We start from the raw sequence: 12,615 nt of genomic DNA, 5'->3' as shown, positions 1-12,615 counted from the left end.
TATGGTGATTTACATAAGATCATAAATTGCTGTGCCTGTCACGTTTTGGGGATTCGTCAGCCCTCAGGGTCAAGTTTCTTGCGTAAACGCAGTACAAATACTTCGATAACATTTGAATCAAGGTCAAAATCTTGATCGTAAATGTGCTCAGTCAATTCTGATTTTGAGATTACTTTTTGCGGGTTTACCATTAAATATTCAAGCACTTTATATTCGTAAGCGGTTAGGCTGAGCTCTTTATCATCAACCCAAACTTGCTGCGAGCGTGTATGGATTTTGATTGGGCCTGCTGTCATTTCTGGGTTTGCCTTACCGGCACTACGACGAATTAATGCATTACAACGTGCAATAAGCTCTTCAACGTGAAATGGTTTTGTAAGATAATCGTCTGCGCCAGCATCTAAACCTTCTACTTTGTCCTGCCAGCGATCACGCGCTGTTAAAATTAGAATAGGGATAGTAATACCTTGTGCACGTGCTTTATTAATCAGTTCGATACCGTCTATTTTAGGTAAACCTAAATCAACAACGGCCATATCAAGCGGATATTCAGTAATATGGAAAAGACCTGCTTCACCATCGTGGCATAAATCCACGCTGTAACGTTCTTTTTCTAAAGCATTACGTAGGTTATCTGCTAAATGTAAATCGTCTTCTATAACTAAAATTCGCATCGGTTAATCCTTTTTTACTTCGCCAGTTTTTTTATTTATATGTAAATCGACGACATGGCCGTCAGATTTGAGTATTCGCACTGTATAAAAGTCAGTTTGTTCAGAAATCTTAAGCGTTTTACCGTTAATGGTTTTTTTTGCGAGTATTACAGCCTTTTTTTTGCTTACTTCAGCTTTAGCCGTTGGATTTGTGGCTGTTGTATTTACTTGAGAAAAACTAGCAAAGCTAGTACAAGCAATAAAAGTAAGACTTAATAATATGCGCATGATAGAACCCCTAGACCAAACACACTTAGTTTAATTAACTAAGTTACTAAAATTCAAGTAAAAACACTAAATTAGCTTTTACTTTAACAATTTTAATTAAAAACCCGTGAACAAACCCTGAACTATGTTAATAAGCGATTATTTATAGTTAAGCAGGGAACACTTTTTTAAATGGTTTAACAACAGTATTTTCATATACGCCTGCGGCAACATACGGATCAGCCGCAGCCCATTCACGCGCGGCTTCTATTGAATCAAACTCAGCCACAACGAGTGAACCGGTAAAACCAGCCTCTTGAGGATCTTCACTGTCAACTGCTGGAAAAGGACCTGCAGTAAATAAGCGATTTTGTGAATCAAGCTCATTAAGACGTTCCAAGTGTGCTGGGCGTGCTGCTTTTCTAAGCTCTAAGCTGTTTTCAACATCTGTTGAGTGAATCATGTACAACATAAGAAATCTCATAAAAATTGTTAAATTTGATTAACGCAATACTATCACAGCGTTGAAAATTGGTGAATTAAAAGCGTATTTAGGCAGGTTTACACTTCGATTTTATTTTTACACTGTATTTGCTTGAAAATATCTGTGTAACACTGGTAGAGTCGCTGAAATATACAAAATAATAAAAAGGTTTTATGCATGAGCGATAATAGAGAGCGATTTAGTTCCCGTCTCGGATTCATACTAGCGGCAGCAGGTTCTGCTGTGGGTATTGGTAATTTAGTTGGTTTTCCTGTTTCTGCTACCAAAAATGGTGGTGGCGCATTTTTATTAATTTATGCTTTATTTGTCGTATTCATTTGCTTACCTGTCATGATGGCTGAAATGGCAATGGGCCGTAATGCTCAAAAAGATCCACTCGGCTCGTACAAGTTGTTGGCAAACAATGACAAAAAGTGGAAGTTTGCAGGGTTTTTAGCTGTGCTTACACCATTTATGATTGCAGTGTTTTACATGGTAATTACAGTGTGGATTTTCGGCTACTTAATGCAAACTGGTTTGGGGAATTTAGATTTACTCGCTGAACCTAGCCATTTTGGTGTTTTTATTAACAGCTACACTGTTTTTGGTTACATGGCGGTAGTGGTAATTATTGTTAACTTAATTTTATTAGGGGGTGTTAAGCAAGGCATAGAAAAAGCCGCTAAATTTCTGATGCCAGCACTTCTAGTCATGCTTCTTGCTTTAGTTATTTATGTATTAACACTTGATAATGCAATGGCAGGTGTTAAATATTATATTATCCCTGATTTTTCTAAAATGAGTGCAAGCGTACTTAATGGGGCGCTAAGCCAAGCATTTTTCTCGTTGTCGTTAGGTATGGGTATATTAATGACTTACGCGTCGTATATATCTAAAAAAGATGACATTGTAAGTAGTGCAAAAATGGTAGCAATTACTGACTCGTTAGTCGCCTTTGTCGCAGGTCTTATGGTGTTACCGGCTATATTTAGTTTTGATCCAAACACAGACCCATCAGCACTTTCTGACTCGTCAGTTTCGATGATTTTTGTGTATTTGCCGAAAATATTATTAGCACTGCAAAATGATATCGGATACGTAGGCGCATCAATTGTAGCATTCTCGTTTTTCTTGTTGGTATTTTTTGCTGCAATTACGTCATTGGTATCTATTGTTGAAGTACCGACAGCCACATTAAGCGACCGCAAAGGAATTAGCCGTAAAAAAGCATTGGGTATTTTAACACTTACAACTGGCGTGCTAACTATTTTATGTACTATGTCGTTTGGTATGATTGACAGCCTTACCTCGTTTACCAGTTATGGCGGTGTAAATAAGAGCTTTTTTGATATTATTGTTGATGTATTCTACGACACAATTTTACCGCTTAACGGCTTAATGGTGTGTTTGTTTGTAATGTACCGCTGGAAAAAAGCACGTTTAACACAAGAGCTAAGCTTAGGCTCGCCTAATTATGCTGGTAGCTTAATGGAAAAATACGTTAATTTTTCACTTTCAACGTTTATTCCAATTATTTTAGCGGTGATATTTATAAATACAGTCGCGACTAAGTTTTTTGCTCTAAAAATATTTGGCTTTTAAATACAGACCCAATTATATAAGCCGTATTTGTTGCGGCTTTTTTGTATGTAAATTTAAATAAAGGTTACTTTAATTAAATGCGCCTGAGTCGAGATAGCTGCCAATGCCAAGGGTAAACATCCAAAGCCCCCATAAGCTATGCTCAATAACGCACACAAAGGTTGAGCGGCTTTTTGCGTAGGTATAAGCAAACAGTAAGCCACCTAAAAATGCTAAGGCTACTGCAATCCAATTTGCATACACAATATGCGCCAATGCAAATACACTCGCACTAACTACAATACGCACTGCTTTTTTTGGCATGATGCGTTTATAACGATGAAAAAAATACGTTCTGAATATTAATTCTTGAGGAATAACCGACAGTATTGGGTAGAGCACCAACAGTAAAAGCCAATCATTAAACGAGTTACGGGGAAGGGTAAACCAGTTGCCTTGATGAATAATCCCGTAAAACATGCCTGAGAACAGCGCACCTAAAAAAAAGAAGCTAAACACACGCTTTTTAACAGCAGAAAATTGCCCAAGGCTTGTGAGTCTAAACCGTTTAAAATGGGGGTCGCCTAGTAGCAACATACAACACACACTCATAAGTATAATAAGCGCAGGGATAAGCCAGTTAGCTAAATGCTCACGTAATCCAAAGCCGAATATAGGCAGTAATACAAAAATGAGGGTAAATTCAAACCAGCGGTATTGATTAGCGTTCAAAATCGTCTCAACTTGTTTTTTTAATAAGCTAACAAGCTAAGACGACACTTTTATGACGAGGGGGGGTTACTTTGCTGTTTCCTCTTCATCAGGGAGGTATTTGTACAAGGCAATAATAGTGGCAAAAATACTTACAAAGGTAATCCCCATTAAACCAAACACTTTAAAGTTAACCCAAAAGTCGAGCGAAAAATTATATGCAATATAAATGTTTAGTGCTGCGATGCCAGCAGTAATTACAACCCACATTAAATTAAGCTTATCCCATAACGGTTCTGGGACAACAATGGCTTGTTTTGTATCATTAGCGTTTTCGAGGATTGAGCTAAGCGCTTTTTTAACGAGATTTTTATTAAGTACATAACGGCTAACAAGTAACGTTAAACTTAAACCTGCATATATGAGTGTTGCTTTCCATTTAATGTATTGCTCATCATGAAGTACCAGCGTTAACGTACCAAACACGGCAGCAATGCCAAAAAATATCCAATGGCGAGTAGGCACATTGCCATGTTTAAAGTAGCTATAAGCAACTTGAATGAGCGTAGTGGCCATTAATAAACCAGTAGCCCAGTAAATATCGACGAGTTTAAACACTGCAAAAAACAGTATGAGTGGAATGTATTCAATTAATGCGTGCATAGTCTACCTAAATTATACAAAAAAGAGTCAAAGGCTTTTTACCACATAAAGCTTAGCAACTACAAGGTTGACTTGTTGCCCTGTAACCCTTAGCCTGCGTGGCTTTATTACCAATTTGGTTTGGTATTTTTCATATCATCATATTCCCACGCTTAACCAACACTGATTTGGCGTGTATTTAGGAGCCTAAAATGAATAAAGCAGAACTCGTTGCAGCCATTGCACACAAAAGTGAATTAACAAAAAAAGATTCTCAAGCGGCACTTTCAAGCTTGCAAAAAGTCATTACTAAATCGCTTTCTGAGGGCGATCAAGTTCAAATTAATGGCTTTGGTACCTTTGCGCTAAGTTATTACCCAGCGCGTACTGGGCGTAACCCACAAACAGGGGCTGCAATTGAAATAGAAGGCGCAAATAAAGCGGTTTTTAAACCTGCTAAGGCTTTAAAAAACCTGCTTTAAATTTATTTAAGGTTTTAACCTCGTATTGATAGATAAATTACATGAGCGCGAAGTAAATTCGCACCTACGGGTATATGCTGTAGATCAGGATTACACGTCGCGTTTAATGGCTTTAAATTACATGAGCGCGAAGTAAGCGCACCAATGGGGAAATATGCTGTAGGTGAGGTTTTATACCTCGCTTTTGGTGGTGTAAAATTACATGAGCTGGAAATAAAGTCGCACTTATGTACATTATTCATAATCTCTAAATAATTTACATGGCATTATAAATCCTAATTAAATTTACTCCTTTATTTTCAATTGCTTGTTATCGGCACGCATCGTGCTTTTTTAATTGTGTATTTTAAATATAACTTTTAAGAAAATAAGGAGATCTCAATGAGTACATTACAAATAAGCACACGTTTACAAGGCAAAAAAATCGCAATTTTAGCCACTGATGGATTTGAGCAAAGTGAGCTTTTATCTCCACGCAGCGCATTACTTGATGCTGGTGCAAACATCGAAATAGTATCAATTAAAGAAGGCCAAATTACTGGCTGGGATGAAGACAAGTGGGGCGATAAAGTAACAGTAGATAAACTAGTTACAGACGCGGATCCTGCTGATTACGACGCGCTTATGCTTCCTGGTGGTTTATTTAACCCAGACAGTTTACGCCAAGATAAAGATGCTAAAGCATTTATTGATGGCTTTTTTGGCGCAGAAAAAAACAAACCCGTTGCTGCTATTTGCCATGCGCCGTGGTTGTTAGCTGAAATTAATAAATTGCGCGACCGTACCATTACCTCTTTCCCTAGTATTAAAAGCGATTTAATTAATGCAGGTGCTAATTGGGTTGACCAAGAAGTATGTGTAGATAAAGGTTTAGTAACAAGCCGAAGCCCAGCTGATTTGGAAGCATTTAATGCTAAATTTATTGAAGAGATTTTAGAGGGTAAACACCAAGCTCACTAATTTGCTTTTCAAAAACAAAAAAGGGCATTTAAATGCCCTTTTTTAATGTGTAAATTTACACTTTTTATAATGCGGTTGCGGCTTTCATTTCACTAACAAATGCTTTTAACTGCGTTGTCATTGCGTCTAAATCGTTAAGGTTAGCTTCAATAATTTTAACTACAGCAGAGCCTGAAATAGCACCTGCTGCGCCTGCGTTAAGTGCGGCTTTTACATCATCTGGTGTTGAAATACCAAACCCTAAAAGAGCAGGAGCTGCATGGTATTCTTTTAATTTAGTGACAATATTACCCGCTGGCATTTGTGCTTTAGCATCGGTACCGGTAACACCAGCGCGCGATAGTAAATACGTATAACCACGACCGTAAGAGGCGCATTGGCGAAGTGTGTCATCATCTGCATTAGGTGTTGCAATAAAAATTGGGTCTACACCGTTATCCATTGCCGATTTTCTGAATATTTTAGATTCATGCAAAGGCACGTCAGCCACTAAAATAGAATCTACGCCTACCGCTTTTGCATCTTTGTAAAATGCTTCTATGCCGCGCTTAAAAACAAGGTTTGAGTAGAGTAATAATCCAATTGGAATATCGGCGTTGTACTCGCGTATTTCTTTAATGACATCAAAGCAATCTTGCGTGTTAATGTGCACATCAAGTGCGCGAATATTAGCTTTTTGAATTACAGGACCATCCGCAATCGGGTCAGAAAACGGAATACCAAGCTCAAGTGCATCAGCGCCGCCGTCAATTAGGCTTTTAATAATCGCAACACTTTGCTCTTTACCTGGGTCGCCAATTGTTACAAACGGTACAAACGCACCTTGTTTTTGCTCGTTAAGCGCTGCAAACATTTTACCGTAACGATCCGTTTTTACTTGGCTCATAGCTGACCTCTTTCAGTTAGTACATTGTGAACGTGTGCTAAATCTTTATCGCCACGACCACTCAAATTAATCACTATAACACTTTCCTCGGTTTGCTCTTCTGCGTATTTAAGCGCATAAGCTAACGCATGGCTTGATTCAAGCGCCGGAATGATCCCTTCATTTTTAGCAAGCGACTGAAACGCATCAAGCGCTTCTGTATCGGTAATACCCACATATTGAGCGCGACCAGTTTCGTGTAAAAATGCATGCTGAGGACCAACAGCTGGGTAATCAAGGCCTGCTGATACAGAGTAAGACTCTTCAATTTGGCCATCGTCATTTTGCATAATGTACGTATAAGTACCGTGTAATATACCTTTAGTGCCTTTACAAATTGTTGCACCGTGCTCATTTGTATCAAGCCCCTTACCTGCAGGCTCAACACCAATTAATTTAACGCCTGGCTCGTCAATAAAGTCAGTGAACATACCAATTGCGTTTGAACCACCACCAACACAGGCAATAACAGCGTCAGGTAAACGACCTTCGGCTTTAAGTACTTGTTGTTTAGCTTCTTCACCAATAACTTTTTGATACTCACGTACAATTGTTGGGAATGGGTGAGGACCAGCGGCTGTGCCTAGTAGGTAATGCGCGTCTTGATAATTTGCTGACCAGTCACGCAGGGCTTCATTTACTGCATCTTTTAATGTGCCAGAACCCGCTGTTACCGGAATAACCTCTGCGCCCATTAGCTTCATTCTAAATACGTTTGGTTGCTGACGTTCAACGTCTTTTGCGCCCATATAAATACGACATTTTAAACCCAGTAATGCACATGCAAGCGCTGTTGCAACACCGTGTTGACCTGCGCCTGTTTCAGCAATTACTTGTTTTTTACCCATACGCTTAGTAAGTAACGCTTGGCCAAGTACTTGGTTGGTTTTATGTGCGCCACCGTGTAATAAGTCTTCACGCTTTAGATACAGTTTTACTTTTGGGTTTTTAACTAAATTGCGCGTTAAAGTAAGTGGGGTAGGACGACCCGCATACTCGTTTAATAATTTACTTAGCTCAGCCTGAAACTCAGGATCTTTTTGTGCTTTGTTAAATTCGTTTTCTAACTGCTTAAGCGCAGGGACAAGTAACTCGGGTACAAACATACCGCCAAACTCGCCAAAATAAGCTGGATTTTGCATTTTAACCTCAATAATTTCTGATGCTTGTAAAAGCATTATGTAATTTGTTAGGGCACTTTTTACCCGCAGATTCTTCAACGCCTGAGTTTAAATCAAGGCCTAAGGCACCTTTAAAAAGCGCATCTTTAATATTGTCTGGATTTAAGCCTCCAGCGAGCATAAATGGAGTGGTTGCATCATGAAGCACCGACCAATCAAATGCTTTACCTGTACCGCCAGCTTGTGTATCGCTGTGTGTATCGTAAAGATGTCGGTTAACGCCATTTACAGGCGTTGGCAATGCATCTTTTATTGCTTGGGCTTTCCAAATCTCGCAGCCGGTAGGTAACTGTGTACGCAACTGAGCGATGTAATCGTCACTTTCTTGACCATGTAATTGAACTGCCGCCAACTTTAGCACACTTGCGTATTGAGCAACTTGATCAATTGGGGCATCTACAAACACACCCACAAAATTAAGCGGGGCACTTTGGCTAAGCTCTTTTGCGCAATCTAAATCAACATAGCGTGGCGATTTAGGATGAAAAATTAAACCACCGTAAATAGCACCATTTTGATATGCCGCTTGTGCATCTTGGCTACGTGTTAAACCACATACTTTATTGTCACCTAAAATAACACGGCGACATGCTTGCTCTAAATCACGCTCGCTCATAAGTGAGCTGCCAATTAAAAAACCATCGCATAATGGGGCTAAACGTTTTACGTCTTGATGGGTGTAAATCCCCGATTCCGAAATAACCACTTTATCAGCCGGAATAAGTTTGCGTAGCTTTTCGGTAGTGGCTAAATCGGTGCTTAAATCGCGTAAATCACGGTTATTAATACCAATAATTTGTGCATCAAGCGCAAGTGCACGGTGTACTTCTTCTTCATTACTTACTTCGGTTAATACCGACATATTCAGAGAATCGGCAACTGCGTGCAGTGCCTTATAGCTCTCGTCATCGAGTACTGAAAGCATCAGTAATATAGCGTCACCGCCATAAATACGCGCCATATATACTTGGTACTCATCTATAAAAAAGTCTTTACAGATAAGCGGTTGTTCTACTTGGCTGCGCACAAATTCAAGATAGTCAAAACTGCCTTGAAAATATTTAGCATCAGTTAACACGCTCATGCAGGTAGCGTATTTTTTATAAACTGAGGTAATTTCGGTTAAATCAAATGGCTTTCTAATTAACCCTTTTGAGGGCGATGCTTTTTTACACTCTAAAATAAACTGTGTGCCTGGGGCTGCTAATGCTTTGTAAAAACTACGGCTTGTAGGCACTGCAAGGTGTTTAAAGCTTTCAAGCGGACGTGCAGCTTTTCTTTCAATTAGTTCTAATTTTTTATCAGCAACAATTTTGTCTAATACATTAGCCATTACTTACCTCAATAATTGCATTTAGTGTGTTCATGGCTTGCCCTGAACTTAATAATGTTTGTACTTGTTTTGCCCCTTCTTTTAACGTTTCTGCTTTACCTGTTAGGTATAAAAGGGCAGCTACGTTAACCACAATAGCAGCATTATGTGCATCTGTGCCTTTGCCTTGCAAGATGGCGAGGCTAGCATTTGCGTTGTATTGTGGGCCTTCACCAGCGAGTTGTTCAAGTGAATAGTTTGCAAGGTCGAAGTCGCTTGGGTTTAGCGTGTACTGTGTAAGCTCGCCATTATTTAGCTCAACTACCGTTGTTGGACCGTGTAGAGCTATTTCGTCAGTGCCCGAGCCGTGAACAATCATAGCGCGCTTTGTGCCAAGGGTTTTAAGTGTTTGTGCCATTGGCATACATAACGCTTCGTTATACACACCTAACAATTGCACATCAGGTGCTGCTGGGTTAGCAAGCGGGCCTAAAATATTAAAAATAGTGCGTGTTTTAAGCGCTGTACGCACGCCCATCGCATGGCGTACGCCACTGTGATAGTGCGGTGCAAATAAAAAGGTAAAATTGGTTTGCTCAAGGCATTTTGCTGCCTGCTCTGGGCTCATATCTATATTAATGCCCAGCGCTTTTAGTAAGTCGGCAGAGCCTGAATTACTCGATACACTGCGATTACCATGTTTTACCATGTTAATGCCGGCAGCAGCGGCAACTATGGCTGCTGTTGTGCTTATATTAATTGTGTTTGAACCATCGCCGCCAGTGCCACAGCTATCGGCAAGTTGTGTACTGCTGGTAGTAAAAGCAACAGCGTTTTCGCGCATTGAGGCTGCAGCACCTGCTATTTCATCGCTTACTTCGCCTTTAATTTTAAGGCTTATTAGTAGGGCAGTTAGCTCAATCTCGCTCATGTTACCTTGCATTATTTCATCAAACAGTGCTTTGGCGTCTGCGTAGCTTAATGATTGCCCTGTAATTAGTTGTTCAATAGCGTGTTGAACATTTATGGGTTGTTCTGGTTGTGTACTCATAATGTCCTCTTTTATTTGGCGCGTGTTAAGTAAGCGACACTTTGCTGAAGTAGCATTGCGCCGTTTGGCGTCAGTATTGATTCTGGATGAAACTGGTAACCCAATGTGTTGTCATCATGATGATAAATAGCCATTGGGATATCTTCGTACTGGGCAATAACCTTAATATTATCAGGCACTTTTGTTGCCATTAATGAATGGTAACGTGCTACAGGCATTGTATTGCCCATACCATCAAATACAGGATGTTCGCCTAAATTAATAATTGAAGACTTACCATGTACGGTTTCACCCGCGTGACCGATTACTCCGCCATAGCTTTGTGTTAACGCTTGTTGGCCTAAACAAATGCCTAACATTGGGAAGTGGCCTTTAGAGAGTTCGATAAGCTCCATTAAACAGCCTGCATCGCTTGGTGTGCCGGGGCCAGGCGAAAGTACTAATAGCACTTGGCCTTGCTCTTGGCGCATTTTGTTAAAAATAACCTCAGCGCTAATGTTGTTTCTGTAAACAACCAGTTCGCAGCCAAGCATCGTTAGCTCATCAACTAAGTTATATGTGAATGAGTCAAAGTTATCTAAAAAATAGATTTTAATAGGATTCGCTTTACTCATTTTATACCGCCTTATACGTAGATTTTATGGCGGTGATAACCGCTTGTGCTTTAGCGCGAGTTTCGTTTGCTTCTGAAATAGGATCTGAGTCAAACACCACACCGGCACCAGCCTGTACATACGCGATATTATTTTTAACAAAAGCAGAGCGAATAACAATACAGCTATCCATTGCGCCATCACCGGTTAAGTAACCAACAGCGCCGCCATAACTGCCACGGCGTTTCCCTTCTGTTTGACGTACAAGCTCAGCAGCACGTACTTTTGGTGCACCAACAAGGGTGCCCATGTTCATACACGCTTGGTAAGCGTGTAGTGCATCAAGTTCTGGTTTTAATGTGCCAACAACGCGTGATACTAAATGCATTACCTGTGAATAGCGGTCTACTTTTAATAACTCTTTGGCAAAACGCGTACCTGCAACACTAATACGTGCTACGTCGTTACGGGCTAAATCAACGAGCATTAAATGCTCGGCGCGCTCTTTTTGATCGTTTCTTAGTTCCAACTCAATGCGGCTGTCTAGGTCTGGGTTTATTTGCCCGTTAGTAAATTTGCCGCGCGCTCGAGTACCAGCAATTGGGTAAACTTCTACTTGCTGATTACTTACGTCGTACTTAAGGGCCGACTCAGGAGACGCGCCAAATAATGCAAAGTCTTCATCGCGCATATAAAACATGTAAGGGCTTGGGTTTTGCTTTTTAAGCTGGCTATACGCATGTAAAGAATCAGGGCAAGGTAGTGAAAATGTACGCGACGGCACTACCTGAAAAATATCACCATCTACAATGTTCTTCTTAAGCTTAACAACTTGCTCGCAGTAAGTGTCATCGTCTATATCAACGCTTACCTCACATTCGCCACTTTGCATATCCGCACTAAATTCTGCTGCGTTATCGCAAAGTGTATTTAATCGTTCTAACTCTTCACCTACTTCAAAGCAGTTAGCGTGTACGTCTGGGCCATTAAATACATTACCAATGAGCTCAGTTGTTTGCTTTTGATGATCAATAACAACTAAGGTTTCGGCTAAGTAAAATACGTAATCTGGGCAGGTATTTTCACCATCAGGTACATCACTTAATTGCTCAAAGTTTGCCACCATATCGTAAGCAAATACGCCGCCTAAAAATAACGAAAATGGATTGTTAGTTGTGCTTTTAATACTGTTGATACACGTACGTAGTGCGCTAAATGCGTTATCAGCAATGAGCTTGCTCGCTTCGTCAGTATCGCCGCTAGTGTCTAAATAACAAAGGGTAAGTGTTTCGCCGTCTAAAGTGGCATCACAGCTTTTAACATTTGCCTGCAAGTAGCTAAGTAGTTGTTGCCCATTATTAGATTGAGCATTAATAGTGACTGTTTTACCTTGGCATACGATGCGCAGTGCACAGTCGACTAAAATTAAACTTTTTACACTGTCTTTAGAATCAATCTCAGCCGATTCAAGCAGTAGTGAGTTAGGCTTATCAAGTGCCGCGTATAATGCAAGAGGGCTACTAATATAGTCGCGTACTTGCGTAATGCTTGTTACTTCGCCTGGTGTGGTAGTTATATGACTAAAAATCAAACCTCATTCCCTCAAAAAATTAAACCCCGCAATGCGTTAGCAGTGCGGGGTTTGAATAACGATATCTAAATTACAAACAGATCATTACCGTCCCGCTATATCAGGCGCCACCACCAACGATGTGTAAGAGTAAGACCGTTATTCATGTTTTTCTGCCTCAAAATTTATTAAATATTTTTAAC

Annotated in this window: 14 protein-coding genes; 3 read left to right on the top strand and 11 right to left on the bottom strand. The window is 40.1% G+C overall.

Going from position 1 to position 12,615, the window contains the following annotated elements; genetic code table 11:
- Nucleotides 1–56 precede the first annotated feature (56 nt).
- The 3 genes from DC53_RS0120275 to DC53_RS18525 form a co-directional block, all read right to left on the bottom strand.
- Nucleotides 57–674 carry a response regulator transcription factor gene (locus DC53_RS0120275; RefSeq protein ID WP_045984409.1) on the bottom strand — a complete coding sequence of 206 codons (618 nt, stop codon included), beginning with the start codon at nt 672–674 and terminating at the stop codon, nt 57–59.
- A gap of 3 nt (nt 675–677) precedes the next feature.
- Nucleotides 678–941 carry a PepSY domain-containing protein gene (locus DC53_RS18520; RefSeq protein ID WP_007375446.1) on the bottom strand — a complete coding sequence of 88 codons (264 nt, stop codon included), beginning with the start codon at nt 939–941 and terminating at the stop codon, nt 678–680.
- 148 nt (nt 942–1,089) lie between these two features.
- Nucleotides 1,090–1,392, bottom strand: coding sequence for a YciI family protein (locus DC53_RS18525; RefSeq protein ID WP_033022975.1), 303 nt, complete (start codon nt 1,390–1,392; stop codon nt 1,090–1,092).
- A gap of 189 nt (nt 1,393–1,581) precedes the next feature.
- Between DC53_RS18525 and DC53_RS18530 the strand changes: the two genes are divergently transcribed.
- Nucleotides 1,582–3,006, top strand: coding sequence for a sodium-dependent transporter (locus DC53_RS18530; protein WP_007375444.1), 1,425 nt, complete (start codon nt 1,582–1,584; stop codon nt 3,004–3,006).
- A 69-nt stretch (nt 3,007–3,075) separates the two neighbouring features.
- Here the strand turns inward: DC53_RS18530 and DC53_RS18535 are convergent, their stop codons facing one another.
- A complete protein-coding gene (locus tag DC53_RS18535; RefSeq protein ID WP_033028427.1) occupies nt 3,076–3,717 on the bottom strand; it encodes a CPBP family intramembrane glutamic endopeptidase in 642 nt (213 codons plus the stop codon).
- A gap of 66 nt (nt 3,718–3,783) precedes the next feature.
- Nucleotides 3,784–4,359, bottom strand: coding sequence for an inner membrane-spanning protein YciB (locus DC53_RS18540; RefSeq protein ID WP_033028426.1), 576 nt, complete (start codon nt 4,357–4,359; stop codon nt 3,784–3,786).
- A gap of 191 nt (nt 4,360–4,550) precedes the next feature.
- Between DC53_RS18540 and DC53_RS18545 the strand changes: the two genes are divergently transcribed.
- Together DC53_RS18545 and DC53_RS18550 are read left to right on the top strand one after the other, a co-directional pair.
- Nucleotides 4,551–4,820, top strand: a complete 270-nt coding sequence (locus DC53_RS18545; RefSeq protein WP_033028425.1) for an HU family DNA-binding protein — start codon at nt 4,551–4,553, stop codon at nt 4,818–4,820.
- A gap of 381 nt (nt 4,821–5,201) precedes the next feature.
- A complete protein-coding gene (locus DC53_RS18550) occupies nt 5,202–5,780 on the top strand; it encodes a type 1 glutamine amidotransferase domain-containing protein (protein WP_033028424.1) in 579 nt (192 codons plus the stop codon).
- A gap of 64 nt (nt 5,781–5,844) precedes the next feature.
- Here DC53_RS18550 and trpA read toward each other — a convergent pair whose 3' ends face one another.
- Genes trpA through DC53_RS18580 form a run of 6 tightly spaced genes read right to left on the bottom strand, consistent with a single transcriptional unit; the run spans nt 5,845 to nt 12,433 of the window.
- Nucleotides 5,845–6,666 (bottom strand): tryptophan synthase subunit alpha, encoded by an 822-nt coding sequence (trpA, locus tag DC53_RS18555; RefSeq protein ID WP_007375438.1) that lies wholly within the window; start codon nt 6,664–6,666, stop codon nt 5,845–5,847.
- A complete protein-coding gene (trpB, locus tag DC53_RS18560) occupies nt 6,663–7,847 on the bottom strand; it encodes a tryptophan synthase subunit beta (protein ID WP_007375437.1) in 1,185 nt (394 codons plus the stop codon). The genes trpA and trpB overlap by 4 nt, the downstream gene beginning before the upstream one ends.
- A gap of 7 nt (nt 7,848–7,854) precedes the next feature.
- On the bottom strand, nt 7,855–9,219 hold the full coding sequence (trpCF, locus tag DC53_RS18565; RefSeq protein WP_033028423.1) for a bifunctional indole-3-glycerol-phosphate synthase TrpC/phosphoribosylanthranilate isomerase TrpF: 1,365 nt from the start codon (nt 9,217–9,219) through the stop codon (nt 7,855–7,857).
- Nucleotides 9,212–10,249: an anthranilate phosphoribosyltransferase gene (gene trpD, locus DC53_RS18570; protein WP_002961580.1), complete on the bottom strand. Its 1,038-nt coding sequence runs from the start codon at nt 10,247–10,249 to the stop codon at nt 9,212–9,214. Before trpD ends, trpCF begins: the two co-directional genes overlap by 8 nt.
- Before the next feature lie 11 nt (nt 10,250–10,260).
- Complete coding sequence (locus DC53_RS18575) at nt 10,261–10,863, bottom strand: aminodeoxychorismate/anthranilate synthase component II (RefSeq protein WP_033028422.1); 603 nt, start codon at nt 10,861–10,863, stop codon at nt 10,261–10,263.
- Between the two features lies 1 nt (nt 10,864).
- Nucleotides 10,865–12,433 (bottom strand): anthranilate synthase component 1, encoded by a 1,569-nt coding sequence (locus DC53_RS18580; RefSeq protein WP_033028421.1) that lies wholly within the window; start codon nt 12,431–12,433, stop codon nt 10,865–10,867.
- Nucleotides 12,434–12,615 lie beyond the last annotated feature (182 nt).

Origin of the sequence: Pseudoalteromonas fuliginea (genome assembly GCF_000690055.1) — a bacterium.
Classification (GTDB): domain Bacteria; phylum Pseudomonadota; class Gammaproteobacteria; order Enterobacterales; family Alteromonadaceae; genus Pseudoalteromonas; species Pseudoalteromonas fuliginea.
This window is presented reverse-complemented; position numbering and strand designations above follow the sequence as displayed.